This is a genomic window from Streptomyces sp. NPDC020192 (assembly GCF_044388685.1).
GTDB lineage: Bacteria > Actinomycetota > Actinomycetes > Streptomycetales > Streptomycetaceae > Streptomyces.
In genome coordinates this window covers 193,062-218,100 of sequence record NZ_JBIRXG010000005.1, presented here as the reverse complement: position 1 = coordinate 218,100, position 25,039 = coordinate 193,062, and the positions used below count along the sequence as shown (strand labels likewise).

Genomic DNA, 25,039 nt, shown 5'->3' with positions numbered 1-25,039 from the left:
ACGGGGCCATTCACGTCACCGGCGTGCGACCCCTTCGGCCCGAGCAGCCGCCGCCACCGCCGCCGTAACGGCAGGAGCCACCCGCTCGTCAAAGGGCGACGGAATCACATAGTCGGCGGCAAGATCGTCGCCCACGACAGCGGCCAGCGCTTCCGCGGCGGCGATCTTCATCCCCTCGGTGATCCGAGTGGCCCGCACCTGCAGCGCGCCCGCGAAGATGCCAGGGAACGCCAGCACGTTGTTGATCTGGTTCGGGAAGTCCGACCGCCCGGTGGCGACGACCGCCGCGTACTTGTGCGCGACCTCCGGGTGCACCTCGGGGTTCGGGTTGGCCATCGCGAACACGAAGGCGCCCTCCGCCATGGAGGCCACGGCCGCCTCGGGGACCGTACCGCCGGAGACGCCGATGAAGACGTCGGCGCCCGCGAGGGCGTCCTCCAGCGAGCCGGAGATGCCCGCCTTGTTGGTGAAGCCGGCGAGCTCCCGCTTGACCGGGGTGAGGTCCTCCCGGTCGGCGGACACGACGCCCTTGCGGTCCGTCACGGCCACGTCCCCGATGCCGGCCTCGACCAGCATCTTGGCGATGGCGACACCGGCCGCGCCGGCGCCCGAGATGACGGCCCGCAGCTGCCCGATCTCGCGCCCGCTCAGCCGCGCCGCGTTCCGCAGCGCCGCGAGCGTCACGACGGCCGTACCGTGCTGGTCGTCGTGGAAGACCGGGATGTCCAGGGCCTCCTGGAGCCGGCGCTCGATCTCGAAGCACCGGGGCGCCGAGATGTCCTCCAGGTTCACGCCGCCGAAGGACGGAGCGAGCCGGACGACGGTCTCGACGATCTCGTCCACGTCCGTGCAGTCGAGCGCGATCGGGACCGCGTCCACACCGCCGAACTGCTTGAACAGGATCGCCTTGCCCTCCATCACCGGGAGGGAGGCCTGGGGACCGATGTCCCCGAGCCCGAGCACGGCCGTACCGTCGGTCACGACGGCGACCACGTTGGACTTCCACGTGTAGTCGTTGACCAGCTCCGGCTGCTCCGCGATCGCGGTGCACACGCGCGCGACGCCGGGCGTGTACGCGAGGGAAAGGTCGTCCTTGTCACGGACCGGCACGGTGGCCTGCACGGCCATCTTGCCGCCGCGGTGCAGCGCGAACACCGGATCGAAGGAATCGAGGGGCTCGGCCCCGCCGTCCTGATCCGTACTGCTGTCGCTGCGAGGATTGACGATCTCCGCTGCCACTTTGTCTTACCCCTTAGGTATGCATGGTTTGAGGGTCGACCACTCCTGGTGAGGGGTGGGCGGGCACCGCGTACGACCCGATTGCTGATACGTACGGGACATACGCGACGGGCGCGCCGCACACGCGCCCTGAGCCCCGGATGAGGGGTGTAAAGAACCTTCTTACCGGACGGACGGCGCCCACGACGAGTCCATTAGGTTCAAGGTCACATCTGTCGACTAGAGAGCCACACGCGGATGACACGAAGCCGACGTCCGCGCCACGCGCGCGTCGGCCCCTTGTTACGCGGGTAGATGCGCTGACCACATCGTGAGATGTGCCGAAGATCTTCCGGCCGGAGTGCTGGATCCCCGCAGATGGTTCGGCGGTCAAGGACCGTTGTTGCGCCGACCTATACGGTTCGGGGGTCACCCGTTATGCGATTTTGACATAGTCACCACCCTGAACGGCGTAGTCCGAATGGCAAGATGCCGTAAACCCCACGAGGTCGAGACACCCGAAGGTGCGTGTTCCCGTCGACCCATCGGCACGTCTTTCACCTGTTCCCATCTGCCGGAGGAACCACGATGACCGCAAGCTCCACCCGCCGTACGACCGCCGCGCACTCCCGTCTGGCCGCGGTGGGTGCGATCGCGGTCGCGGGCGCCCTGCTGCTCACCGGCTGCGGTGACCAGACCAAGGACAAGAGCAAGGACTCCGGCAGCGGCTCCTCCGTCGGCGGCGCCCCGCTCGCCGCCAAGCTCCCCGCCGACATCCGGGGCAAGGGCGAGATCAAGGTCGGTTCGGACATCGCGTACGCCCCCGTGGAGTTCAAGGACTCCTCCGGCAACGTCACCGGCCTCGACCCCGACCTCGCGGCGGCCATGGGCAAGCAGCTCGGCGTGAAGCTGACCTTCGAGAACGGCACCTTCGACGGCCTGCTCACCGGCCTGCGCTCGGGCCGCTACGACATCGCGATGTCCGCGATGACGGACAACAAGAACCGCCAGCAGGGCGTCGACCCCGACACGGGCAAGAAGGTCGGCGAGGGCGTCGACTTCGTCGACTACCTGACCGCCGGTGTCTCGATCTACACGCGCAAGGGCGACACCCAGGGCATCAACGGCTGGACCGACCTGTGCGGCAAGAAGATCGCCGTGGAGCGCGGCACCGTCTCGGAGGACCTGGCCAAGCAGGAGGCCAAGAAGTGTCCGGGCGGCAAGAAGCTCACCATCGAGCCCTTCGACGACGACCAGCAGTCCCAGACCCGGCTGCGTTCGGGCGGTGTGGACGCCGCCTCCTCCGACTTCCCGGTGGCCGCGTACGCGGTGAAGACCTCCGGCGGCGGCAAGGACTTCCAGATCGTCGGCCAGCAGGTCGAGGCGGCCCCGTACGGCATCGCCGTCGCCAAGAAGGCCACCCAGCTGCGTGACGCCCTGCAGGCCGCGATGGACGCGATCATCAAGAGTGGCGAGTACCAGAAGATCCTCGAGAAGTGGGGCGCCCAGGACGGCGCCGTCAAGGAGTCCGTCATCAACGGCGGCAAGTGACCCGCACGCCGAAGCGGCCACTGAGAGGCAACACCCGTGACTGACATAGAGAAGACGGCCGAGGAGGAGACCGCTCCCCCGGCCGGCCCGGAGGCCATCAGGGCCATTCCGGTACGGCACTACGGACGCTACGTCACCGCCGTCGTCGCCATCGCGATCCTCGTCGCGATCATCTACGCGTTCGGCCAGGGCAAGATCAACTGGCACGCGGTGCCGGACTACTTCTTCGACCACCGGATCATGACCGGTGTCTCCAAGACCCTGCTGCTGACGGTGCTGTCGATGCTGATCGGCATCGTCGGCGGCATCGTCCTCGCGGTGATGCGGCTGTCGAAGAACCCGGTGACCTCGTCGATCGCCTGGTTCTACATCTGGTTCTTCCGCGGCACGCCGGTCCTGGTCCAGCTGTTCCTCTGGTTCAACCTGGGCCTGGTCTTCGAGTACATCAACCTGATGCCGTTCTACAAGGACTACTGGTCGAACTTCATGACGCCGCTGCTGACGGCGCTGCTCGGCCTGGGTCTGAACGAGGCGGCGTACATGGCCGAGATCTGCCGGGCGGGCCTGCTCGCGGTGGACGAGGGCCAGACCGAGGCGGCCCACGCCCTCGGCATGAGCCACGGCAAGACCCTGCGCCGGGTGATCATCCCCCAGGCGATGCGCGTGATCGTGCCGCCGACGGGCAACGAGGTCATCAACATGCTGAAGACGACCTCACTCGTGGCGGCCGTCCAGTATCCCGAGCTGTTCCGCTACGCCCAGGACATCGGCCAGAACTCCGGCGCCCCGGTGGAGATGTACTTCCTCGCCGCGGCCTGGTACCTGATCATGACGTCCGTGCTGAGCGTCGGCCAGTACTACGTCGAGCGGTACTACGCCCGCGGTTCCAGCCGCAGCCTCCCGCCCACTCCGTGGCAGAAGGTCAGGTCCCACCTGACGACCTTCTCGAGCAGGAAGGTCACGGCATGACCGAGCAGAACCTGATGGTCAAGGCCGAGGGCGTGCACAAGTCCTTCGGCCAGGTCGAGGTGCTCAAGGGCATCGACCTGGAGGTGAAGCCGGGCGAGGTGTTCTGCCTCATCGGCCCCTCCGGCTCGGGCAAGAGCACGTTTCTCAGGTGCATCAACCATCTTGAGAAGATCAACGCCGGGCGGCTGTACGTCGACGGCGAGCTGGTCGGCTACCGCCAGCAGGGCGACAAGCTGTACGAGCTGCGTGACCGCGAGGTCGCCATGAAGCGCCGGGACATCGGCATGGTCTTCCAGCGCTTCAACCTGTTCCCGCACATGACGGCCGTGGAGAACGTCATGGAGGCGCCGGTGCAGGTGAAGGGCCAGAGCAAGGCGGAGGCCCGGGAGCGGGCCATGCAGCTGCTGGAGCGCGTGGGCCTGGCCGAGCGGGCGGGGCACTACCCCTCGCAGCTCTCCGGCGGCCAGCAGCAGCGCGTGGCGATCGCCCGGGCGCTGGCGATGGACCCGAAGCTGATGCTGTTCGACGAGCCGACCTCGGCCCTGGACCCGGAGCTGGTCGGCGACGTCCTGGACGTCATGCGCGACCTCGCCGAGTCCGGCATGACGATGGTCGTCGTCACCCACGAGATGGGCTTCGCCCGCGAGGTGGGCGACAGCCTGGTCTTCATGGACGAGGGCGTGGTGGTCGAATCCGGCCATCCGCGCGAGGTCCTGACGAACCCTCAGCACGAGCGGACGCAGTCGTTCCTGTCGAAGGTCCTCTGACCGAGTGCGAGCAGGGGCGGTACGGACTTCCGTACCGCCCCTGCTGCCTGTTTCCGCTGCTATTTCACCGCGAGCAGCAGCGTGTCCGACGGCGAGCACCACACCGGCCGGGCCTCGCCGAAGCCCTTCTCGCGCAGCACGCGCGCGTGCCAGGCGGCCGAGGGCATGTCGCCGTCGGCGTGCTCGCCGTAGATCTCGAAGCGGCGGGCGGTGGGCTCGGCGAGGACCGGGTCCTGGGCCGCCAGCTGCCACCACTCGGCCCAGTCCACGGCGCCGTCCCGCTTGGCCTGATCCATCCGGGCGTGCCGCCGGGCGCGCTCGGCCGCGTTGATCCGGGGCGTGCTCTCGTCGATCATGTGGTCCGCGTTCATGAAGACACCGCCGTCGCGGACCAGCCCCGCGACCTGACCGTAGAGGGCCGCGAGGGGTTCGCTGTGCAGCCAGTGCAGGGCCGTGGCGGTCAGGACGGCGTCGTACGCGTCGTACGGCAGCTCCGCCGTCCACGCGGGGTCCTTGAGGTCGGCGGTGACGAAGGAGACACGGTCGTCGCCCTCGAAGGTGCCGCGCGCGATGGCGAGCAGGGCCGGGTCGAGGTCGACGCCGGTGCTGGTGGCCTCCGGGAAGCGGGCCAGCACCCGCGCGGTGATGCTGCCGGTGCCACAGGCGAGGTCGAGGACGCGCGGGGCCGTACCGACGAGCGCCTCGACCATGTCGAGCATGATCCGGAAGCGTTCCTCGCGATCCGGCATGTACCACTCCTGCTGCCGGTCCCAGCTCTTCTGCCAGGCCGCCCAGTCCGTTCCGGTACTCGTGGTCATGGAACCCCAACTCCCCTCGTGACGCGTAATACCCTGGAAGCACGACCGGCTGTTACCCGACCGCAGACACGACCATAAAGCGCCCCCGTAAGGACTACAAGTGGAACTGGCCTATTACTCGGATTACGCCGTACGTCTCGTCAACAGCGAGGAACCGGCCCGGGGGAAGGACTCCCTGACCTCGGTCGAGGCCGTCCGCGATCTCTTCGGCGTCAACGCGTCGGCGGCCCGCCGCGCCACGGACGCCGACGTCACACGCTTCCGCTCGGTACGGGCGCGGCTCCGCGCGGTCTTCGAGGCGGCCGACCAGGGCGACGAGACCCTCGCGGTGGACCTGCTGAACTCACTCCTCCTGGAGTTCCCGGTCAGCCCCCAGATCTCCGGCCACGACTACCGGGACGAGGACGGCCGCCCGCTGTGGCACATGCACCTGGCCGACCACCCGTCCAACGCCACCGCCGGTTACGCGGCCATCGCGGCGATGGGCCTGGCGTTCCACCTGACGGAGTACGGCGTGGACCGCCTTGGCCTGTGCGAGGCGGCCCCCTGCCGCAACGCCTTTCTCGACACCTCCACCAACCGCTCCCGGCGCTACTGCTCCGACCGCTGCGCGACCCGCGCCAACGTGGCCGCCTACCGGGCCCGCAAGCGCCTCGAGGCCGACCGGTCCGGCAGCAGCGGCCTCGCGGCCGAGAACGCCCAGCGCACCAGCGCCAGCGGCGAGCGCTGACCGGCCGCCGGCGGCCGGTACCTGAAGTACGCCTTGCCCAGCACCAGTTCGTCCGGTACGACGCCGTAGTCGGTGCTGTCCCCGCCCGCGTACGGGTTGTCCCCGAGCACCCACCAGCCGCCCTCGCGCCGCTCCACGGCACGCTTGACGACCAACAGGTCCTGCTGGAACGGATGCCGCAGTACGACGACGTCCCCCGGCCGGACCGTGCCCCCGTACCGCAGCAGCAGCCGGTCGCCGTGCCGCAGCGTGGGCACCATGGACGGACCCGTGACCTCGGCCAGCCCGAACGGCGCCACCGCCCTCCCCCGTTCGGTCTCCTGCGACAGCTCCGGCATCCCCGGCACCTCCCCGGTCCGTTCCTCCACCAGTCTCAGTCTCACCCTGGACTTTTGTCCTAAGCCCCAGGGGGCGCCCGAGAAATCGCCTTCCTCAGGGAGTAATGTCGCACCTGAGAAGACGATCACGAGGAAGGAATGCTCCATGCTTTCCCGCCTGTTTGCCCCCAAGGTCAAGGTCAGCGCCCACTGCGACCTGCCCTGCGGCGTGTACGACCCGGCCCAGGCCCGCATCGAGGCGGAGTCCGTCAAGGCCATCCAGGAAAAGATTGCCGGCAACGACGACCCGCACTTCCAGGCGCGTGCCGCCGTCATCAAGGAGCAGCGTGCGGAGCTCGCGAAGCACCACGTCTCCGTCCTCTGGAGCGACTACTTCAAGGCCCCGCACTTCGAGAAGTACCCGGAGCTGCACCAGCTGGTCAACGACACCCTGAAGGCCCTGTCGGCCGCCAAGGCGTCGACCGACCCGAAGACGGGTGAGAAGGCGCTCGAGCTCATCGCCGAGATCGACCGGATCTTCTGGGAGACGAAGAAGGCTTGATCTTCTTTTACGCCTTCTGACCTGCAGTTTCTTTGGTTGCAGTGTCTCCCTGTCCGCACCCGGTCCGCAGGCCGCCGAGCACGGCGTCCATGACGGTCCGGGTGCGGTCTTCTTCGCCCGGCCACAGGTGGGCGTAGATCCGCAGCGTGATGACGGCGGACGCGTGACCGAGGACCAGCTGGACCTGCTTGACGCTCGCCCCGCCGGCGATGAGGGCGCAGGCGAAGAAGTGGCGCAGGTCGGAGCGACAACGGTAGCGGGGGCGGCCCTCAGCGACGGCAGACGATGATGCCGCCCAGGCAGGTGACCTCGCAGGCCCTGTGCCGGGCGATGTGATCGACCAGGATCGTGCGGGCCCGCTCGATCGTGGCGTCGAAGGGCACATCGTGCTGGTCCGCCCAGGCCCGGTACGAGGCCATGTGCGCGATGACGGGCTCCGGATCGTGAACCGTGATGGTGCCGGGCAGTTCGATCGTCTCCACCTGGCCGAACTCCTCCCCCAGGAAGGCCGGGGCCTTCTCCAGGGAGAAGCGGGCACTGAGCGAGATGCGCGCCGGGCCGCGTCCGGTGCCGAGCACGTCGCCGACGGCCCGCCGCCACAGGTCGTCGAGTTCGGACTTGTCCCGGTCACTGTTGGTGGAGGCGATCACCACCCCGTCAGGGGCGACGACCCGGGACAGCTCCCTGACCGCCCGGGGGATGTCGGGGACGTGGTACAGCATGTGCAGCGCCAAGGCCGCGTCGATGCTCTCCGTGGCCGGCGGCAAGCGGGTGGCGTCAGCAACGGCGACCGGGCCAGGGACACCGGCGAGGATGCCAGGAGCGATGTCCCTGATCGCACTCGCGATTGATCAGCTTCGCCGCTCCGTCGTGACGGCCGCGGGCTGCGCGTCGAGGGCTGCCGTCAGCAGAGGGAGCAGCCGGACGAGTTCGCCGCGGTCGTTGATGACGTCGAGGAGCCGGGTCTGATCGGCGCGGACGCGGTGGGCGGCCCGGCCATGGAGGATGCGGCCGCGAGGGGTCAGGTAGAGAAGGACCCGGCGGCGGTCGGCGGGGTCGGGACGCCGATGGACCAGGTTGTCGGCGACCATGCGGTCCACGAGCTTGGTCAGGCTGGGCGCCGGCATAAGGGCGTGGTCCGCGATTTCGGTCATCGGGTGGCCTTGGCCGTCGGCGGCGCAGGACAGGACGCGCCACTGCTCGACCGAGCAGCCCTCCTCGGCCAGCACGGTGGCCAGGCGCTGGACGAGGCGCCGCTCGGCGTGGCTCAGGAGGTGGGCGAGGTCCGGCGACGGTTCGGACGGCATTGCCGTGTCCTTCCGGTAGGTCTACTGTTCGGACAAATTACGAGCCTCTGCGAGGGCGCTGGGGCCGGGACCGGGATCCGCGTGCCCAATGCCCTCACGGAGGTGGTCTGGTGTATCCGGTGCCACCGGCGAGGAACGGCGGCTTGAGCAGGACGCTGGCCGTGGCTCTGGTCGTGCCGTTGCAGGGGCCGGCGGGGGTTTTCGGCCCCTCGTGCGAACTGGCCGCGCAACTGGCCGCCGAGGAGCTGAACGCGGCGGGCGGCGTGCTGGACCGGGAGGTCCGGCTGATCGTGGTGGACGGCGGGGCGCCGCCGGAGCGCGTGGCGGCCGAGGTCGAGGCGCTGGTGTCGCTGGGCGCCGTGGATGCGGTGGTGGGCTGGCACACCTCGGCGGTGCGCAGGGCGCTGGTGCCGCGCATCGCGGGCCGGGTGCCGTACGTCTACACCGCCCAGTACGAGGGCGGCGAGGACACCCCTGGGGTGTTCCTGACCGGGGAGACCGACGCGGCCCAGTTGCTGCCGGCGATGCGGGTGCTGGCCGAGGAGGCCGGCGTGCGGCGCTGGTGCACGGTGGGCAACGACTACGTGTGGCCGCGCGTGACCGCCCGGGGTGCGCGCCGGTACGCCCGGGCCTGCGGCGGTCGGGTGCGGGACGAGGTCTTCGTGCCGCTGGGCACATACGAGTTCGAGCCGGTGCTGCGCCGCATCGAGCGATGCCAGGCGGACGCGGTGTTGATGCTGCTGGTCGGGGACGACGCGGTGCGCTTCAACCGGGCATTCTCCGCGTACGGACTGCACCAGCGGTGCCTGCGGCTGAGCACCCACATGGACGAGAACATTCTGCTGGCCACGGGCGCGGGGGGCACCGAGGGGCTGTGGGCCGCGGCCGGGTACTTCGAGACGCTGGCCACCGCGGAGAGCCTGCATTTCAGCGGCCGTTACGCGGCCCGGTTCGGCGTGGAGGCACCGGTCGTGGGCAGCCTCGGCGAGTCGTGTTTCGAGGGTCTGCGGCTGCTGGCAGCGCTGGCCGAACGGGCCCGGTCGCTGGACGTGCGCGCGATGTGCGCGGCGGGCGACACGGTCGCGTACGAGGGGCCGCGGGGCGTGCTGCGGCTGCGCGGTAACCATCTCGACCAACGGCTGTACCTGGCACGGGCGGACGCCTTCGACTTCGACATCGTCGCCCAACTCTGACCCCCTGCCCTCCGTTTGCGCTGGTCAGCGCACCCTTCAGCGCGTTGTCCCGGCTGTCCGTTGACAATACCCCGCCACGGAAATACTTTCTATGGGAAGCATCAAGCGGTTCAAGCTACTCGCCTCCATCCGTGCAATGGAACCCCGAGACCGCATGCAACCACGGAAGCCGATGCGCCTCAGATGGGGACTTTCGCGCCCCATTTCGGGGCATTGTCTTCTCTCCCGGGAAATCCAACAAGCCCTGCCCGGAAACCGCGAGCGCCAACACAAAGGGCCAGCTCAGAGTCCATCTTGAGCGGGGAATCAGAGCAAAGCAGAATTCCCTGTTGCCGAATTCTACGCGCGTCACAAAAAGACCTCCCGAAGAACCCCTTTTTAAAGGGGGCGAAACGCGTGAGAAACAATACGCCGGGACTCTTCCGTGCAACACCCGGGGTCGTCCGGGTTGTGACCCTGCGTGCGGAAGAGGAAAGAGTCGTGACAGAGATCGTCGACAAAGAGGCGCCGGCGACGGCGAGCGGACGGACGTACAACAACTGGGCACAGAACGACACACTGGAGGACTACTCGCTGCGCTACGCGCCGAAGTCCTTCCGCCGCTGGACCCCCTACGTGGTCGCCACCACCGCCCTGGGTGGTATCGCCTATCTCGCGGACTTCGCCATCGGCGGGTCGATCGCGATCTCCAACGGCTTCTCCAGCGCGATGGTGGCGATCCTCGCCGCGGCGGTGGTCATCTTCCTGACCGGTATCCCGATCTCGTACTACTCGGCGAAGTACTCCATCGACATGGACCTGCTGACCCGGGGCGCGGGCTTCGGCTACCTGGGCTCGACCCTCACCTCGGTCATCTACGCCAGCTTCACCTTCATCTTCTTCGCTCTCGAAGGCTCGATCATGGCCCAGGCCCTGGAACTGGGCCTGCACATCCCGCTCGCCGTCGGCTACCTGATCTGCTCGCTGATCATCTTGCCGCTGGTCATCTATGGCATGACCGCCCTGTCGAAGATGCAGGTGTGGACGCAGCCGGTCTGGCTGGTGCTGATGGTCGCGCCGTTCGTGTCGATCGCCATCCAGGAGCCGGGGAAGTTCTCGCAGTTCACCCACTTCGCCGGCAACTCGCCGACCGGCTCCTCCCTCAGCATGCTCGGCATCGGCGCCGGCGCCGGTGTCGCCCTCTCGCTCATCGCGCAGATCGGTGAGCAGGTCGACTACCTGCGCTTCATGCCGGACAAGACGCCAGAAAACGCCAGGAAGTGGTGGAGCGCGGTGCTGAGCGCCGGTCCGGGCTGGGTCGTCCTCGGCGCGGCGAAGCAGATCGGCGGCGCCTTCCTCGCCTTCTACATCGCCGGCAGCGTGGGCCTGGCCAAGGCCAACGAACCGATCCAGCAGTACGTCCACGGCTTCAAGACATTCGCCGCGCCGGTCGCCCTGGGCCTGGCGACGTTCTTCGTGATCCTGTCCCAGATAAAGATCAACTCGACGAACGCGTACTCCGGTTCGCTGTCCTGGTCGAACTTCTTCTCCCGGCTCACCCACCGCCACCCGGGCCGGGTCGTCTACATCTTCCTCAACGTCGGCATCGCGCTCGCGCTGATGGAGGGCGGCGTCTTCGGCTTCCTCAACACGGTGCTCGGCTTCTACTCCAACGTGGCCATCGCCTGGATCGGCGCGGTCGTCGCCGACCTGATCATCAACAAGCCGCTGAAGCTCAGCCCGTCGTACATCGAGTTCAAGCGCGCCCACCTGTACAACTTCAACCCCGTCGGCTTCGGCTCGATGCTGATCGCCTCCGCCGTCTCCATCGCCGCGTACTTCAACGCCTTCGGCGCCTACGGCAAGGCGTACTCCCCCTTCATCGCGCTCTTCCTGGCCATGGTGCTCTCCCCGCTGTTCGCGGTGGCCACCAAGGGCAAGTACTACATCGCCCGCCTCGACGACCTCGACGAGCCGCTGCTCGGCGGGGACGGGCTGCCGTCGGCGGCCACCTTGACCTGCACCGTGTGCACGACCGACTTCGAGCGGCCCGACGTCGCGAACTGCCCCTTCCACCAGGGCGCCATCTGCTCCCTGTGCTGCAGCCTGGAGAAGGACTGCCACGACTCCTGCAAGAGTGGCAGCGCCACCGGCCCGGTCTCACTGGCCATGCCCACCGTACGGGCCACGGACTGACCACCGTCGCGCACCTGCGTCGCCGCTCCTGGCCCGCGTCCCTCGACGCGGGCCAGGAGCGCTTGCTCGATCAGGCGCCGGTCGCGTCGGTGTACCGGGCGGCGACGTCCTCCCAGTTGACCAGGTCCCACAGCTTGGTGACGTAGTCGGGCCGGACGTTCTTGTACTGCAGGTAGTAGGCGTGCTCCCAGGCGTCGAAGACCAGCAGCGGGGTGCTGCCCTGGCCGACGTTGCCGTGGTGGTCGTAGACCTGCTCCACGATCAGCCGCTTACCGAGGGGCTCCCAGGCGAGCACGCCCCAGCCGGATCCCTGCACGGAGGCGGTGGCCACGGTGAGCTGCTTCTTGAACTGCTGGAAGCCACCGAAGTGTTCGTCGATGGCATCCCCGAGCGCCCCGTCGGGGCGGTCGCCGCCGTCCGGGGACAGGTTCTGCCAGAAGATCGAGTGCAGAACATGGCCGGAGAGGTTGAAGGCGAAGGTCTTCTCCAGGCCGACCAGGCCCGTCGGTGTGATCTGGTCCTTCTCGCGGGCCTCGGCGAGCTGCTCCAGGGTGTCGTTTGCGCCCTTGACGTAGGCGGCGTGGTGCTTGGCGTGGTGCAGTTCCAGGATCTGCCCCGTGATGGCCGGCTCCAGCGCGGCGTAGTCGTAGGGCAGGTCGGGAAGCGTGTAGGTGCCCATCAGGCACGTCCCCTTTCCACGTGGGTGATCGTCCGGGGACAGCCTATGCCTCTATTGCGAAGAGGTTGCAACAACTAAAGCAATGCATCAGCATGATCTGTGACGGGGTCGGCCCGTCAGTCTTCGGCATCCGAGCGCCCTCCGTCCGGCGCATCCTTCCCGGAGAGTGATCGTCTTCTCACCCGGCACCCGCCGGCCCGGCCGACCCCGTTCCCACGCGGCCGCGGCGGGCCGTAAGCCGCACCGTAGGCATGGTGTGGAAGCTGGGCCGTATCGAGGAGAAGTGGACCGCCGGCCTTCGCCCGGCCGATCAGCAGCCGACTGACACCGTCGGTGCGCAACGGGGGAGCCGTGCAGCAGCACTTCGGTCCTGCAGTCCACACACAGTCCGCAGGTCACTCGATGAAGACCGTCGCACCCCATCGCCACCAATCACCCCTCTGACCCATCTGAAAAGGGGCCCGGTCGGTTCACCGACCGGGCCCCTGCTGGTGCGCGCCGCCTCAGTGGAACTGCGGCACGATCAGATAGATCCCGTACGCCACCACCGCCGCGCAGGCGAGGAAGCACAGGGCGGCCTGGGCACGGCCGACGGTGCTGCCGCCGCCGCTCTCGGCTTCGGCGCGGGACAGCCCGAGGACGCCGAAGGTGAAGACGACGACCACGGCGACGGTGACGCCGAGGCTGACCGCGGCGACGCGGCCGAGGGCGGACCAGTCCACGTGCATGGAGGGCTCCTGGGGGTTCAGGCGGCCGAGCCGACGTTGGGCGGGGCCGGGGTGCGGAGGGTGACCTCGTGGTGGTCGTTGACGTTGTCGGCGCGCACCGGGTTACGGCGGGACGCGGCGACGATGACGGCGGCGAGGGCCAGGGCGACCAGGGCGATGACCGCCGTACCGACGTTGCCGCCGTGCTTGACCACGCTCGCCGCGAGGCCGCCCACCAGCGCTGCCGAGGGCAGCGTGATCAGCCAGGCCAGCACCATCCGGCCGGCCACGCCCCAGCGGACCTCGGCGAGCCGGCGGCCCAGGCCCGCGCCGAGGATGCTGCCGGAGGCGACCTGGGTGGTGGACAGGGCGAAGCCGAGGTGGGCGGAGGTGAGGATCACCGCCGTGGAGGAGGTCTCGGCGGCGAAGCCCTGCGGGGACTGGATCTCCGCCAGGCCCTTGCCCATGGTGCGGATGATCCGCCAGCCGCCCAGGTAGGTGCCGAGGCCGATGGCCAGGCCCGCCGCGCCGATCACCCAGACCGGCGGACCGGCGTCGTGGTGCAGCGCGCCCGCCGAGATCAGGGTCAGCGTGATCACGCCCATGGTCTTCTGCGCGTCGTTGGTGCCGTGCGCGAGGGAGACCAGGGAGGCGGAGGCGATCTGGCCGAGGCGGAAGCCCTTCGTCACCGAGTCCTGGCGGGTGCGGGCGGAGAGCCGGTAGGCGAGGTAGGTGGCGACCAGCGCCGCCACACCGGCCACGACCGGGGAGGCCACCGCGGGGATGAGCACCTTCTCGACAACCTTGTCGAAGTGCACACCGTGGGAGCCCGCGCCCACCCAGACCGCGCCGATCAGCCCGCCGAAGAGGGCGTGGGAGGAACTGGAGGGCAGTCCGGCGAGCCAGGTCACCAGGTTCCACAGGATCGCCCCGACCAGCCCCGCGAAGATCATCGCCGGGCTGACGAGCGTGTCGTCCACGATTCCGCCGGAGATCGTCTTGGCGACCTCGGTGGACAGGAACGCCCCGACGATGTTGAGGATCCCGCTGACCAGAACCGCTACGCGTGGTCTGAGCGCACCGGTGGCGATGGAGGTGGCCATCGCGTTCGCGGTGTCGTGGAACCCGTTCGTGAAGTCGAAGGCCAGCGCCGTGACGATGACGACCGCCACGAGGAACGTGATGTGATCCATTCCCCAAGGCTGGCAAGGGCCGGCCAATGCGCGGAGAACTGCGGGCGAACGGCGTGTCGAAGATGGGGAAGTCTGTTGTGTGTTCCTGTGTGGAAACGTTGCATATCCCGGTGTCAGTGCCCTGTGCCAAGCTGTGGACGTGACCCTGGAGGACCTGAGACGGCTGCGCCGCGTGCGCGACCGGATGGACCGTGAGTACGCCGAGCCGCTCGACATGACCGAGCTGGCCCGGGGCGCCCATATGTCCGCCGGCCACTTCCAGCGCAGCTTCCGCAAGGCCTTCGGGGAGACGCCGTACAGCTATCTGATGACCCGCAGGATCGAGCGGGCCAAGGCACTGCTGCGCCGGGGCGATCTGACGGTGACCGAGGTGTGCATGGCGGTCGGCTGTACGTCGCTCGGCTCGTTCAGCGCCCGCTTCACGGAGCTGGTCGGCGAGACACCGAGCTCCTATCGGGCCCGCTCGCACGAGGAGAGCGCGGCGATCCCGCCCTGCGTGGCGCGAGCGTACATGCGCCCGAGACGGACGGATCGCCGGTACTGACCTTAGGTTGGACGTATGGACCTGAAACTTCAGACCTGTTTCATCGCCGTCGACGACCACGACAAGGCGATCGCCTTCTACTGCGACGTCCTGGGCCTGGAGATCCGCAACGACGTGAAGTACGAGGGGATGCGGTGGGTGACCGTCGGGTCGCCGCTGCAGCCGGACGTGTCGATCGTCCTGGAGCCGCCCGCGGCGAACCCCGACCTCTCTCCCGCCGACCGGGAGGCCATGGAGCAGCTGCTGGCCAAGGGCGTGCTGCGCGGGGTCAACTTCACCACCGAGGACTGCGACGCCCTCTTCGCCCGCGTCCAGGAATCCGGCGCCGAGGTGATCCAGGAACCGACGGACATGCCGTACGGCGTGCGCGACTGCGCCTTCCGGGACCCGGCGGGCAACCAGCTGCGCTTCCTCCAGCGGCCCGCGGAGTGAAACCCCGGGGACGTGCCGGGAATCCGCGCCTACACTCCGGCACGTGATCATTCGCTGGACGTACGCCTTCGTCGACCGCCCCGCCGACCGGCTGGCCGAGGCCGGCGCCTTCTGGACGGCGGTCACCGGCACCCGGCTGTCCGAACCCCGGGGCGAGCGGGACGAGTTCACGACCCTGCTGCCGAACGCGGGCGCGGACGCGTGCGTGAAGCTCCAGGGGGTCGCCGAGGGGGACGGCGGCGCCCATCTCGACCTGTGCGTGGCGGACGTGCGGGAGGCGCTCGCGACCGCGCGCGAACTCGGCGCGGACGTCGTGGCGGACCATGGCGGCTGGGTCGTACTGCGCTCCCCCGCCGGGCAGTTGTTCTGCCTGGTGCTCCGGCACGGCGAGGCGGTACGGCCGCCGGTGGTGGCGGGCAGCCGGCTGGACCAGGTGTGCCTGGACATCCCGCCGTCCGCGTACGCCGCCGAGTCGGACTTCTGGGCCGCGCTGACCGGCTGGGAGCGGTTGAAGGGGTCCCGGCCGGAGTTCGAGGTGCTGCGGCCGCCGGCCGGACTGCCGGTACGGATCCTGCTCCAGCGCCTCGACACCGAGCGCCCCGCCTCCGCCCACCTCGACCTCGCCTGCGCGGACATCCCCGCGGTCCGCGCCCGGCACGAGGAACTGGGGGCCGTCCCGGTGTCCCACGGCCCCCACTGGTCGGTGATGCGCGACCCGGCCGGCGGCCTCTACTGCCTGACCGGCCGCGACCCACAGACGGGCGGCCTGCCGGCCGCCGGTCGCTAACGGCACGTGACGGCCTGTCCGGCCGACGGGGTCGGGCAGGGTCCGCGCTCCCGCAGGTAGTCACGCAGGGGCCGGGGCGAACCACCCGGCAGGGCAGGCGGGCTGGACTCGTCCACGCGCTCCCAGCGGTACGGCCCCGGCGGCCGGGCATCGTCCCGGAACACGAGCGTGAGTGCTCCGCCCGCGGCCACGGCGACCGCCCAGACCGTCACCGCCCACCGCCACCACGTGCGGCGGCACGTTCCCCCCGCCCGGGTCACCCCCAGGGCTCCACCTCCACCACGGCCTCGGCCGGCAGCGGTCCGTACACGTGCGGGAACTCCTCGCCGTCCGGCTCCATCGCCTCGTACTTCACCGGTACGCCGACCAGGGCAGGGTCCACGACCAGGACGACCAGCTCGTCCGGGCCGTCGTAGCCGCCGTAGAGGAAGTCGGCGATGCGCGGGAGCTGCTCGCGGGTGGAGAAGTGGATGAAGCCCTCCTCCTGGAGGGTGCGGCCACGGGTCGACAGCTCGTAGGTGCCGCGCTCGCGGGCCGCTTCCCACAGGGAGCGTTCGGTGATGTGGAAGATCCGGGGCAGTTTCGGCATACGCCCACGGTACGGCGTCGGCAGTCCGGGTCCACGAGGTTTTCGAGTGCCCCGCACACGCGCCCCGGGCACAACGGCGGGCCCCGCACACTGTGGGGATGTGCGGGGCCCGCCCGGCCGGAGCCCCGGTGACCGTGCGGGGTCAGGAGCCGCACGGGACCGGAGCTCCGGGGTCTTCTCCGCCGCCGTCGCCGGCGGCGCTCAGCTGGTGCGCCGGGTCACGAACTCGGCGAGGGCCAGCAGACCGCCCGCCGCCTCGGCGTCGGGGACCGCACGGGCCAGCTCCTGTACGGCGCGGGCCATCCGGTCGGCCGCCTCGGCCTGCGCCCAGTCCCGGCCGCCCGCCCGCTCCACGGCGAGAGCCGTACGCGCGATGCCCTCGGCGTCCCCGGCGACATACGGCTTGCCGTACAGCTCGGCCAGTTCGGCCGCCGCCTCGGTGCCGGACGACAGCGCCGCCACCACCGGCAACGACTTCTTACGGGCCGCGAGATCGGCACCGGCGGGCTTTCCGGTGCGCCGCGGGTCTCCCCATATGCCGATGACGTCGTCGATCAGCTGGAAGGCGAGCCCGGCCTGGCGGCCGAAGCCGTCCAGCGCGGCCACCTCCTGCGGCCCGGCGCCCGCGTACAGCGCGCCGAGGGCGCAGGCGCAGCCCAGCAGCGCGCCGGTCTTGGCCTCGGCCATGGCGAGCACCTCGTCGAGGGTGACCTCGTGCGGCGCGCGGTGCTCCATGTCCGTGTCGGTGTGCTCCCCGGCGCACAGCTCCACCACACACGTAGCGAGCCGGGCCGCGGCGGGGCCGTCGGCCGGGTGCGTGTCCTCGGCGAGCAGCCGCAGCGCCAGCGCCAGCAGGGCGTCCCCGGCGAGGATCGCGTCGGCGGCACCGAACACGGTCCAGGCGGTGGGCCGGTGCCGGCGGGAGGTGTCCCGGTCCAGCACGTCGTCGTGCAACAGCGTGAAGTTGTGGACCAGTTCGACCGCCACGGCCGCCGGAACGGCCGCCGTACGGGCCGCCGGTCCGCCGAGGGCGGCGGCCGCGGCCAGGACGAGCGCCGGCCTGATGGCCTTGCCGCCGTTGCCCGCCGCGGGGGTGCCGTCGGCGTGCTGCCAGCCGAAGTGGTAGAGCGCGATCCGCCGCATGGAGCCGGGCAGCGACCCGACGGCCGCCCGCAGTTCGGGGTCGACCAGGGTCCTGGTGCGCTCCAGCAGCGCCGCGGCCTCCTGCCCCTCGGCTCCCTCCGTGCTCTCCGTGCCCTCGCCCGGACCGGTGTGGCCGTGCGCTGTCTCCCGCTGCCTCCCCCGCGTGTTCCCCGCCGTGCCGGGGTGCGGCACGGCGGGGGAACGCTGTTCGGTCTCCGTCATGAACTCGGCCATGTCTCCCCCTCGCCAGGTCCACGGACGCCGGCGTCGCCGGCCCGGCCGGCCATGTGTGGGGAGGGTCTACCCGCCCGGCTGGGCGGGAACACGGCCGCGAAGTGCGGAAACGTCACCTCCACCGGCCGATCTCGACGTTCTCCAGCACGCCGAGCGCGTCCGGCACCAGCACGGCGGCCGAGTAGTAGGCCGTCACGAGGTACTTGATGATGGCCTGTTCGTTGATGCCCATGAACCGCACGGACAGGCTCGGCTCGATCTCGTCCGGAATGCCCGACTGACGGAGGCCGATGACACCCTGGTCCTGCTCGCCGGTGCGCATCGCGATGATCGACGTGGTGCGCTCCGGGGTGACCGGGATCTTGTTGCACGGGTAGATGGGCACACCGCGCCAGGTCGGAATGCGGTTGCCGTTGATCTCGACGGTCTCCGGGACCAGGCCCCGCTTGTTCAGCTCGCGGCCGAAGGCGGCGATCGCGCGTGGGTGGGCGAGGAACAGCTTGGTGCTGCGGCGGCGGCTGAGCAGCTCGTCCATGTCGTCCGGGCTGGGCACGCCGTCGTGCGGCTGGATCCGCTGGTCGTACTCGCAGTTGTTCAGCAGGCCGAACTCGCGGTTGTTGATCAGCTCGTGCTCCTGGCGCTCCTTGAGCGCCTCGACGGTGAGCCGCAGCTGCTGCTCGGTCTGGTTCATCGGCTGGTTGTACAGGTCGGCCACGCGCGTGTGGATGCGCAGCACGGTCTGGGCGATGCTCAGCTCGTACTCGCGGGGCCGGGGCTCGTAGTCGACGAAGGTGTGCGGGATGTCGGGCTCGCCGCTGTGACCGGCCGCCAGCTCGACCTCCTTCTCGCCGTACTTGTTGGTCCGCTGCTCGGGGACCGCGCGCTGCTGCTCGAGGTGCTCGCGCAGGCTGTCCGCGCGCTCGGCGACCTGCTCGAAGTCCTGGCGGCTGAGGATCAGCACCGTGGTCGGGGTGGCCGCGCGGACGGTGAACTCCCAGATGGCGTCCGGGTCCAGCAGGGCCGCCTCGCCGAAGTAGGCGCCGTCGGCGAGGACTCCGAGGACCGCGTCGTCGCCGTAGGGGCCGGTGCCGACTTTCTCGACCCTGCCGTGCGCCAGCAGGTACACCTCATTGGTCTGGTTGCCGAAGTCGGCGATGATCTCACCGGGTGCGAAGTCGCGCTGGCGGCAGCGCCGGGCCAGCTCCGTCAGCACCTCCTCGTCCTCGTACGCGCGCAGGGCCGGCAGCTCGCCCAGTTCGGCCGGGATGACCTCGACCTGGTCACCGGTCTTCACGAAGGTGATGCGGCCGTCGCCGACGGTGTACGCCAGGCGCCTGTTGACGCGGTACGTGCCGCCGTGCACGTCGACCCACGGGAGTGTGCGCAGCAGCCAGCGGGAGCTGATCTCCTGCATCTGCGGGACGGACTTGGTGGTCGTGGCCAGGTTCCGCGCGGCCGCCGTCCCGAGGGACTGCTGCGGCTTGTCCTGATCCGTGCGGACCTCTTCGCCTACCGACATAAGGAAATGACCTCCCATGTATGCCCGGTGCCGAATCGCACGCGCACCGGTCTCGGGAGCGAGCCTTCCATCACGAATCGTGCCGTCGCCATTACCCGAAAGAGCGGGAATGGATCATTTGACTGCTGGGCATAAGGAGGGCCCTTGTACAGCGCCGACGGCCTCTCCGTGCCCGCATTCTGTCCGGATCGGCTCGCACGGCGTGCGAACGACATGTCCAGGAGTGACGCCGCGCGACAATGAAGCGGTGACCAGCCCCGCCGCCCTCCGCCCCCGCCTCCCGTCCCCCCTCCAGGAAGTGCGGGACGAGCGGTTCGAGCGGCGCGGTCTGCGGCTGCTGCTCAAGCGGGACGATCTGATCCACCCGGAGCTGATCGGCAACAAATGGCGCAAGCTGGTGCCGAACATCGCGGCGGCGCGGGGCCGGCCGCTGGTCACCTTCGGCGGGGCCTGGTCCAACCATCTGCGGGCCACCGCCGCCGCGGGCCGCCTGCTGGGCCTGGCGACCACCGGTGTGGTCCGCGGCGAGGAGCTGGCCGGCCGGCCGCTCAACCCGTCGCTGGCCCGGTGCGCGGCCGACGGTATGCGGCTGCGCTTCGTCGACAGGTCGACGTACCGTCGTAAGACCGAGCCGGAGACCCTGGCCGCGATCCTGCGCGCGGCCGGTGCCGAGGGGGCGTACGTCGTGCCGGAGGGCGGCAGCAACGGCGCGGCCGTACACGGCTGCCGGGCCCTCGGTGAGGAGCTGCGCGGGCACGCCGACGTCGTGGCCGTCGCCTGCGGCACCGGCGGCACGCTCGCGGGACTGGCCGCGGGACTGGCTCCCGGGCAGCGGGCGCTCGGCGTACCGGTCCTCAGGGGCGGCTTCCTGGAGGGCGACATACAGGCTCTGCAGGAACGTGCCTTCGGCGGCCGCAGCGGCGACTGGTCCCTCGACGAGCGCTTCCATTTCGGTGGGTACGCGCGCACGACACCCGAACTGCACGCGTTCGCGCAGGACTTCGAGGACCGCCACGGGCTGCCCGTCGAACGTCTCTATGTCGCCAAGTTGCTCTACGGACTTGTCGCCCTCGCCGAAGAAGGCGCCTACGCGCGCGGGACGACACTCGCCGCCGTCATCACCGGACGCCCCTTCCCGCCGGCCTAGGGCTCCCTCTTCCACCGCACAGGGCACGCACCGGACCCCGCTCACCGCACGCCCGCTCTCCCGCAGGGCTAGGCCGCCTCCCGGTAGGCCGCGGCCTCCTCCAGGTCCAGGCGTCTGAGCAGGGCGCGGAGCATCTCGTCGTCGATGTAGCGGTGGTCGCGGAGCTTGACGAAGACCTCGCGTTCGGCGCTGATCATCTCGCGGGAGAGGCGCCGGTAGGTGTCGTCGACGGACTCGCCGGTGATGGGGTTGGTCTGGCCGAGGCGCTCCCAGACGGCGTTGCGGCGGCGCTCCAGGACCGTGCGCAGGCGGTCGGCGAGCGGCGGGGGCAGGGCGTTGCGCTCGTCGGAGAGGAGATCGTCCAGGCGGCGTTCGGCGGCCCGGGAGGCCTGTGCCTGCGCGTTGGCCTCGGCGAGCGTCTCGGCCTGCCGGTCGCGGCCGGGGAAGCGCATCAGCCGGATCAGCGGCGCGAGCGTGAAGCCCTGCACGACCAGGGTGCCGATGACCGTGGTGAAGGTCAGGAAGAGGATCAGGTTCCGCTGCGGGAACGGGGCGCCGCCGTGCACCGTGAGCGGGATCGAGAACGCGATGGCCAGGGACACCACGCCCCGCATGGCGGCCCACGACGTCACGACCGGCGCCCGCCAGGTGGGGTTGTCCTCGCGCTCGCGGATGCGGGCGGACAGCAGGCGCGGCAGGAAGGCGGCCGGGTAGATCCACACGAACCGGGCCGCGACGACGACGGCGAAGACCGCGACCGCGTACCAGGCCGCGTCGGCCCCGTGGTAGGCGCCGAGCCCCTTGAGAACGGTCGGCAGTTGCAGCCCGATCAGCGCGAAGACCGCCGACTCCAGCAGGAAGGCGACCATCCGCCACACCGCGTCCTCCTGGAGCCGGGTGGCGAAGTCGACCTCCCACGCGCGGTGCCCGAGATAGACCGCGACCACCACGACCGCGAGCACACCGGAGCCGTGCAGCTGCTCGGCCACCCCGTAGGCGACGAACGGGATCAGCAGGGAGAGCGTGTTCTGCAGCAGCGCTTCCTTCAGGTGTGTGCGCAGCCAGTGGATCGGCACCATGAGCACCAGTCCGACGAGCACCCCGCCGACCGCGGCCCGCAGGAACTCCCCGATCCCGCCCGCCCAGGTGGCGCCCGCGCCGACGGCCGCGGCGAGGGCCACCTTGTAGGCGGTGATCGCGGTGGCGTCGTTGAGCAGGGACTCGCCCTGGAGGATGGTGGTGATCCGGGACGGCAGCCCGACCCGGCGCGCGATCGCCGCGGCCGCGACCGCGTCGGTCGGCGCGACGACCGCGCCGAGCACCAGCGCCGCGGGCAGCGGCAGCCCCGGTACGACGACGTAGGCGGCCCAGCCGACGACGAAGGTCGCGAAGAGCACGTAGCCGACCGACAGCATCGCCACGGGCCGCATCTGGGCCCGCAGATCGAGGTACGAGCTCTCGGTGCCCTCCTTGTACAGCAGCGGGGGCAGCACCAGCGGCAGGACGACCTCCGGGTCCAGGGTGTAGTGCGGGATCCCGGGGACGTAACTGACGGCCAGGCCCACGGCGACCAGCAGCAGGGGCGCCGGCACCGGTGTGCGCCGGGCAACCCCCGCGATGCCCGCACTGCCCGCCACCAGCAACAGCAGCGGCATCACGTCCATGGTCCTCGCCCACCCTCGTTTTCCGCGCGGCCACCCGCACGCCCGTCGTAATCTGGCAATCATGAAACAGTGCACGCACGCCGACGCGCTGCCGCACCCGGATCCGGAGCCGCTCAACCCGACCTGCCCGGAGTGTCTGCGGGACGGCACGCACCCGGTGCAGCTTCGGTTGTGCCTCACCTGTGGCCACGTCGGCTGCTGCGACTCCTCGCCGGGCCAGCACGCGACGGGCCACCACAAGGAGTCCGGTCACCCGGTCATGCGGACCTTCGAGCCCGGCGAGGACTGGCGGTGGTGCTTCGTGGACCACATCCTCGTCTGACTCGTCCGACTGTCCGAACGGTTTCCCGCCCGATCGACTTCCCGTCCGGGTGTGGTCTCGTGTGACACTGCATGCGGTGGCGGCCGTACGACGGTTCGAGCGTCGGACGCCTGGGTACGTCAACCCGGCGCGCGCTCTTCCCATTTGGGCCCGCAAACCCTCTAGACACGGAGCGTATCCACAGCTTTACTGTGAGTGACGCCAGGGGGTTGGGGTCCCGAGGACAGGACCGTTCGGAGCGCGATAGCGTCACCGCGGAACCACGTACGCGTTACCCCGAGGGGCGACCCTCGGCCCCGTAAAGCTTGTACCACCATGGAGGTGAGGGTGTCCCAGATCGCAGGCGAGCCCACGGCGAATCAGGACTTCGTGGAAGTCCGGCTGCCGGCCGCGGGTGCCTACCTGTCGGTGCTGCGGACGGCCACGGCCGGTCTCGCGGCCCGCTTGGACTTCACCCTGGACGAGATCGAGGACCTGCGCATCGCCGTGGACGAGGCCTGCGCGATCCTGCTCCAACAGGCCGTGCCCGGCTCCGTGCTCAGCTGTGTCTTCCGGCTCGTCGACGACTCGCTGGAGGTCACGGTCGCGGCGCCGACCACGGACGGTCACGCCCCCTCGCGGGACACCTTCGCCTGGACCGTGCTCTCGGCCCTCGCGGGCAAGGTCTCGTCCGCCGTCGACGAGGACAAGACCGTGTCGATCAGCCTCTACAAACAGCGCGGCGCGGGCCCCGGCCCGGCGTGAGGAACGGGGACGGTCCGGTGCGGGACGAAGAGCGCGGCACACGGGAACTGCCGGCCGGGGACGGGGGTGCCCCCTGGTCAGCCGAGACCCCTGGGACAGGCCCCCGGGACGGTTCCCGGCGCATGGCGGACGGCATCGACGGCATCCCCGAGCAGGCGAGACCGCACCCGGAGGAGGACCACTCCGCGGCGGTCGGCGGTGACGGTTCCGTGCCGGGCGCGCCCACGGAGGCACCCCGCGCGGGGGCGAGGGCTCGGGGAAGGGCTACGGGCGGGACGATGAGCGAGCACGAACGAAACGCCGGGGACGACGCGCCGGGCGCGGAGGCCGTGCAGGCCGTACAGCACGGCCCCCAGGACCGCAGCGGGGCGCGGGCGATGTTCGTCGAGCTGCGCAAGCTGAAGGAGGGCAGCCCGGAGTACGCGGAGCTGCGCAATCGGCTGGTCCGTATGCACCTGCCGCTCGTGGAGCACCTGGCGCGCCGCTTCCGCAACCGCGGCGAGCCGCTGGACGACCTCACCCAGGTCGCCACGATCGGTCTGATCAAGTCCGTCGACCGGTTCGACCCGGAGCGCGGCGTCGAGTTCTCGACCTACGCCACCCCGACCGTGGTCGGCGAGATCAAGCGGCACTTCCGCGACAAGGGCTGGGCGGTGCGCGTGCCGCGCCGGCTGCAGGAGCTGCGGCTCGCGCTGACCACGGCGACGGCCGAGCTGTCCCAGCTGCACGGCCGCTCCCCGACGGTGCACGAGCTGGCCGAGAAGCTCGCCATCTCCGAGGAGGAGGTCCTGGAGGGCCTGGAGTCCGCGAACGCGTACTCCACGCTGTCCCTGGACGTCCCCGACACCGACGACGAGTCCCCGGCGGTCGCCGACACCCTCGGCGCCGAGGACGAGGCGCTGGAGGGCGTGGAGTACCGGGAGTCTTTGAAGCCGCTGCTGGAGGACCTGCCGCCGCGCGAGAAGCGCATCCTGCTGCTGCGCTTCTTCGGGAACATGACCCAGTCGCAGATCGCGCAGGAGGTCGGCATCTCCCAGATGCACGTCTCCCGGCTGCTGGCCCGCACGCTGGCCCAGCTGCGGGAGAAGCTCCTCGTGGAGGAGTGAGGCGCGGAGTGGGGCGCGAGGGGTACGGCTACTCGCTGCGGCCCGGCCCCTTGATGCCGAGGGCCCGGGTCGTGGCGGGGTTGACGAGCAGCACCAGCGCCGCCACGGCGACGACCGCGAGGGCTATCCCGGCCGGGATGGCCATGCTGTCGGCCTGGAGCAGGCTGTAGGCCACCGGCAGCGCCATGAGCTGCGTGATCACCGCCGGGCCCCGGCTCCAGCCGCGCCGCAGCAGCAGCCCGCGCGCGGCGAGCAGCGGCAGCAGCGCGAGCACGACGAGGGTGATCCCCAGGGACACCGCCTGCTGCCGGTCGGAGCCGTCGCCGGTGATGCCGAGCACGACCATCCACACACCGCCGACCACCAGGGCGACACCCTCCAGCCCGGCGAGCACGGCGGCATAGGTCAGCCGGCTCGGCCGCGGCCCGGCGGCGGCTTCGACGGTGTCCCCGGCATCCTTGGCACGCTTCTGCTCACTGCTCACCCCAGCAGGGTAGCCGTCGCCCCCTGGGGATCTTCCACGCCCTGCGACCGGAGAGTCCCGCCTCTCGCAGCCCTGGAGTGTCCAGGCTCACGCCTTCCCCTCTTACCCGATCCCTACCTCGCCCTCCACCCGGTACCC

The 25,039-nt window shown here is 70.2% G+C and carries 27 protein-coding genes and 1 pseudogene; 14 read left to right on the top strand and 14 right to left on the bottom strand.

Annotation, left to right across the window (positions count from 1 at the left end; translation table 11 throughout):
• Positions 1-15 precede the first annotated feature (15 nt).
• Positions 16-1,239 carry an NADP-dependent malic enzyme gene (locus ACH47Z_RS12850; RefSeq protein WP_399073250.1) on the bottom strand — a complete coding sequence of 408 codons (1,224 nt, stop codon included), beginning with the start codon at positions 1,237-1,239 and terminating at the stop codon, positions 16-18.
• 567 nt (positions 1,240-1,806) lie between these two features.
• Here ACH47Z_RS12850 and ACH47Z_RS12845 point away from each other — a divergent pair.
• Genes ACH47Z_RS12845 through ACH47Z_RS12835 form a run of 3 tightly spaced genes read left to right on the top strand, consistent with a single transcriptional unit; the run spans position 1,807 to position 4,505 of the window.
• A complete protein-coding gene (locus tag ACH47Z_RS12845) occupies positions 1,807-2,769 on the top strand; it encodes an ABC transporter substrate-binding protein (RefSeq protein WP_399073249.1) in 963 nt (320 codons plus the stop codon).
• Between the two features lie 36 nt (positions 2,770-2,805).
• The gene (locus ACH47Z_RS12840; protein ID WP_399073248.1) at positions 2,806-3,738 is read left to right on the top strand and encodes an amino acid ABC transporter permease; all 933 of its coding nucleotides are present in this window, start codon (positions 2,806-2,808) and stop codon (positions 3,736-3,738) included.
• A 14-nt stretch (positions 3,739-3,752) separates the two neighbouring features.
• On the top strand, positions 3,753-4,505 hold the full coding sequence (locus ACH47Z_RS12835) for an amino acid ABC transporter ATP-binding protein (RefSeq protein WP_399073408.1): 753 nt from the start codon (positions 3,753-3,755) through the stop codon (positions 4,503-4,505).
• Positions 4,506-4,564: 59 nt separating this feature from the next.
• On the opposite strand, the gene ACH47Z_RS12830 is transcribed toward ACH47Z_RS12835, so the two are convergent.
• On the bottom strand, positions 4,565-5,323 hold the full coding sequence (locus ACH47Z_RS12830) for a class I SAM-dependent methyltransferase (protein ID WP_399073246.1): 759 nt from the start codon (positions 5,321-5,323) through the stop codon (positions 4,565-4,567).
• Between the two features lie 100 nt (positions 5,324-5,423).
• Here ACH47Z_RS12830 and ACH47Z_RS12825 point away from each other — a divergent pair, with 100 nt between their 5' ends.
• Entirely contained in the window at positions 5,424-6,053 is a 630-nt protein-coding gene (locus ACH47Z_RS12825; protein WP_399073245.1) for a CGNR zinc finger domain-containing protein, read from the top strand.
• On the opposite strand, the gene sodX is transcribed toward ACH47Z_RS12825, so the two are convergent.
• The gene (gene sodX / locus ACH47Z_RS12820) at positions 5,957-6,391 is read right to left on the bottom strand and encodes a nickel-type superoxide dismutase maturation protease (RefSeq protein ID WP_399073244.1); all 435 of its coding nucleotides are present in this window, start codon (positions 6,389-6,391) and stop codon (positions 5,957-5,959) included. The two genes, ACH47Z_RS12825 and sodX, sit on opposite strands and share 97 nt — an antisense overlap.
• 145 nt (positions 6,392-6,536) lie before the next feature.
• On the opposite strand from sodX, the gene sodN reads away from it, so the two are divergent.
• Entirely contained in the window at positions 6,537-6,932 is a 396-nt protein-coding gene (gene sodN / locus ACH47Z_RS12815; RefSeq protein WP_399073243.1) for a superoxide dismutase, Ni, read from the top strand.
• A 269-nt stretch (positions 6,933-7,201) separates the two neighbouring features.
• On the opposite strand, the pseudogene ACH47Z_RS12810 reads toward sodN, so the two are convergent.
• Both ACH47Z_RS12810 and ACH47Z_RS12805 read right to left on the bottom strand, forming a co-directional pair.
• Positions 7,202-7,762: pseudogene (locus ACH47Z_RS12810) on the bottom strand (class I SAM-dependent methyltransferase); the annotation flags it as partial.
• Between the two features lie 21 nt (positions 7,763-7,783).
• On the bottom strand, positions 7,784-8,239 hold the full coding sequence (locus tag ACH47Z_RS12805) for a MarR family winged helix-turn-helix transcriptional regulator (protein WP_399073242.1): 456 nt from the start codon (positions 8,237-8,239) through the stop codon (positions 7,784-7,786).
• 110 nt (positions 8,240-8,349) lie between these two features.
• Here ACH47Z_RS12805 and ACH47Z_RS12800 point away from each other — a divergent pair, with 110 nt between their 5' ends.
• Together ACH47Z_RS12800 and ACH47Z_RS12795 are read left to right on the top strand one after the other, a co-directional pair.
• Positions 8,350-9,432 (top strand): substrate-binding domain-containing protein, encoded by a 1,083-nt coding sequence (locus ACH47Z_RS12800; RefSeq protein WP_399073241.1) that lies wholly within the window; start codon positions 8,350-8,352, stop codon positions 9,430-9,432.
• Between the two features lie 480 nt (positions 9,433-9,912).
• A complete protein-coding gene (locus tag ACH47Z_RS12795; RefSeq protein ID WP_399073240.1) occupies positions 9,913-11,607 on the top strand; it encodes a purine-cytosine permease family protein in 1,695 nt (564 codons plus the stop codon).
• A gap of 70 nt (positions 11,608-11,677) precedes the next feature.
• Here the strand turns inward: ACH47Z_RS12795 and ACH47Z_RS12790 are convergent, their stop codons facing one another.
• From ACH47Z_RS12790 to ACH47Z_RS12780, 3 genes are all read right to left on the bottom strand, one after another.
• Entirely contained in the window at positions 11,678-12,286 is a 609-nt protein-coding gene (locus tag ACH47Z_RS12790) for a superoxide dismutase (RefSeq protein WP_399073239.1), read from the bottom strand.
• A gap of 503 nt (positions 12,287-12,789) precedes the next feature.
• Positions 12,790-13,014, bottom strand: a complete 225-nt coding sequence (locus ACH47Z_RS12785) for a hypothetical protein (RefSeq protein ID WP_399073238.1) — start codon at positions 13,012-13,014, stop codon at positions 12,790-12,792.
• Between the two features lie 17 nt (positions 13,015-13,031).
• Positions 13,032-14,186 carry an anion permease gene (locus tag ACH47Z_RS12780; protein ID WP_399073237.1) on the bottom strand — a complete coding sequence of 385 codons (1,155 nt, stop codon included), beginning with the start codon at positions 14,184-14,186 and terminating at the stop codon, positions 13,032-13,034.
• A gap of 139 nt (positions 14,187-14,325) precedes the next feature.
• On the opposite strand from ACH47Z_RS12780, the gene ACH47Z_RS12775 reads away from it, so the two are divergent.
• From ACH47Z_RS12775 to ACH47Z_RS12765, 3 genes are read left to right on the top strand one after another with little or no spacing between them, the layout of a single operon-like run.
• Positions 14,326-14,730: a helix-turn-helix transcriptional regulator gene (locus tag ACH47Z_RS12775; protein WP_399073236.1), complete on the top strand. Its 405-nt coding sequence runs from the start codon at positions 14,326-14,328 to the stop codon at positions 14,728-14,730.
• 15 nt (positions 14,731-14,745) lie between these two features.
• Positions 14,746-15,162: a VOC family protein gene (locus ACH47Z_RS12770; protein WP_399073235.1), complete on the top strand. Its 417-nt coding sequence runs from the start codon at positions 14,746-14,748 to the stop codon at positions 15,160-15,162.
• Between the two features lie 43 nt (positions 15,163-15,205).
• Positions 15,206-15,949 (top strand): VOC family protein, encoded by a 744-nt coding sequence (locus ACH47Z_RS12765; protein ID WP_399073234.1) that lies wholly within the window; start codon positions 15,206-15,208, stop codon positions 15,947-15,949.
• Here the strand turns inward: ACH47Z_RS12765 and ACH47Z_RS12760 are convergent.
• The 4 genes from ACH47Z_RS12760 to ACH47Z_RS12745 form a co-directional block, all read right to left on the bottom strand.
• A complete protein-coding gene (locus tag ACH47Z_RS12760) occupies positions 15,946-16,161 on the bottom strand; it encodes a hypothetical protein (RefSeq protein WP_399073233.1) in 216 nt (71 codons plus the stop codon). The genes ACH47Z_RS12765 and ACH47Z_RS12760 overlap by 4 nt on opposite strands.
• Before the next feature lie 44 nt (positions 16,162-16,205).
• Positions 16,206-16,538, bottom strand: coding sequence for a DUF952 domain-containing protein (locus tag ACH47Z_RS12755; protein WP_399073232.1), 333 nt, complete (start codon positions 16,536-16,538; stop codon positions 16,206-16,208).
• Between the two features lie 201 nt (positions 16,539-16,739).
• Positions 16,740-17,915 (bottom strand): family 2 encapsulin nanocompartment cargo protein polyprenyl transferase, encoded by a 1,176-nt coding sequence (locus tag ACH47Z_RS12750; RefSeq protein ID WP_399073231.1) that lies wholly within the window; start codon positions 17,913-17,915, stop codon positions 16,740-16,742.
• Positions 17,916-18,027: 112 nt separating this feature from the next.
• A complete protein-coding gene (locus tag ACH47Z_RS12745) occupies positions 18,028-19,434 on the bottom strand; it encodes a family 2B encapsulin nanocompartment shell protein (RefSeq protein WP_399073230.1) in 1,407 nt (468 codons plus the stop codon).
• A 247-nt stretch (positions 19,435-19,681) separates the two neighbouring features.
• Here ACH47Z_RS12745 and ACH47Z_RS12740 point away from each other — a divergent pair, with 247 nt between their 5' ends.
• On the top strand, positions 19,682-20,581 hold the full coding sequence (locus ACH47Z_RS12740) for a 1-aminocyclopropane-1-carboxylate deaminase/D-cysteine desulfhydrase (protein WP_399073229.1): 900 nt from the start codon (positions 19,682-19,684) through the stop codon (positions 20,579-20,581).
• 68 nt (positions 20,582-20,649) lie between these two features.
• Here ACH47Z_RS12740 and ACH47Z_RS12735 read toward each other — a convergent pair whose 3' ends face one another.
• Entirely contained in the window at positions 20,650-22,245 is a 1,596-nt protein-coding gene (locus ACH47Z_RS12735; RefSeq protein ID WP_399073227.1) for a Na+/H+ antiporter, read from the bottom strand.
• Positions 22,246-22,306: 61 nt separating this feature from the next.
• On the opposite strand from ACH47Z_RS12735, the gene ACH47Z_RS12730 reads away from it, so the two are divergent.
• The 3 genes from ACH47Z_RS12730 (at position 22,307) to ACH47Z_RS12720 (ending at position 24,417) form a co-directional block, all read left to right on the top strand.
• Positions 22,307-22,567, top strand: a complete 261-nt coding sequence (locus ACH47Z_RS12730; protein ID WP_399073226.1) for a UBP-type zinc finger domain-containing protein — start codon at positions 22,307-22,309, stop codon at positions 22,565-22,567.
• 327 nt (positions 22,568-22,894) lie between these two features.
• Positions 22,895-23,311 (top strand): anti-sigma regulatory factor, encoded by a 417-nt coding sequence (locus ACH47Z_RS12725; protein WP_031163342.1) that lies wholly within the window; start codon positions 22,895-22,897, stop codon positions 23,309-23,311.
• Between the two features lie 17 nt (positions 23,312-23,328).
• Positions 23,329-24,417 carry an RNA polymerase sigma factor SigF gene (locus ACH47Z_RS12720; protein ID WP_399073225.1) on the top strand — a complete coding sequence of 363 codons (1,089 nt, stop codon included), beginning with the start codon at positions 23,329-23,331 and terminating at the stop codon, positions 24,415-24,417.
• A 28-nt stretch (positions 24,418-24,445) separates the two neighbouring features.
• Here the strand turns inward: ACH47Z_RS12720 and ACH47Z_RS12715 are convergent, their stop codons facing one another.
• A complete protein-coding gene (locus ACH47Z_RS12715; RefSeq protein WP_399073224.1) occupies positions 24,446-24,901 on the bottom strand; it encodes a hypothetical protein in 456 nt (151 codons plus the stop codon).
• Positions 24,902-25,039: the final 138 nt, after the last annotated feature.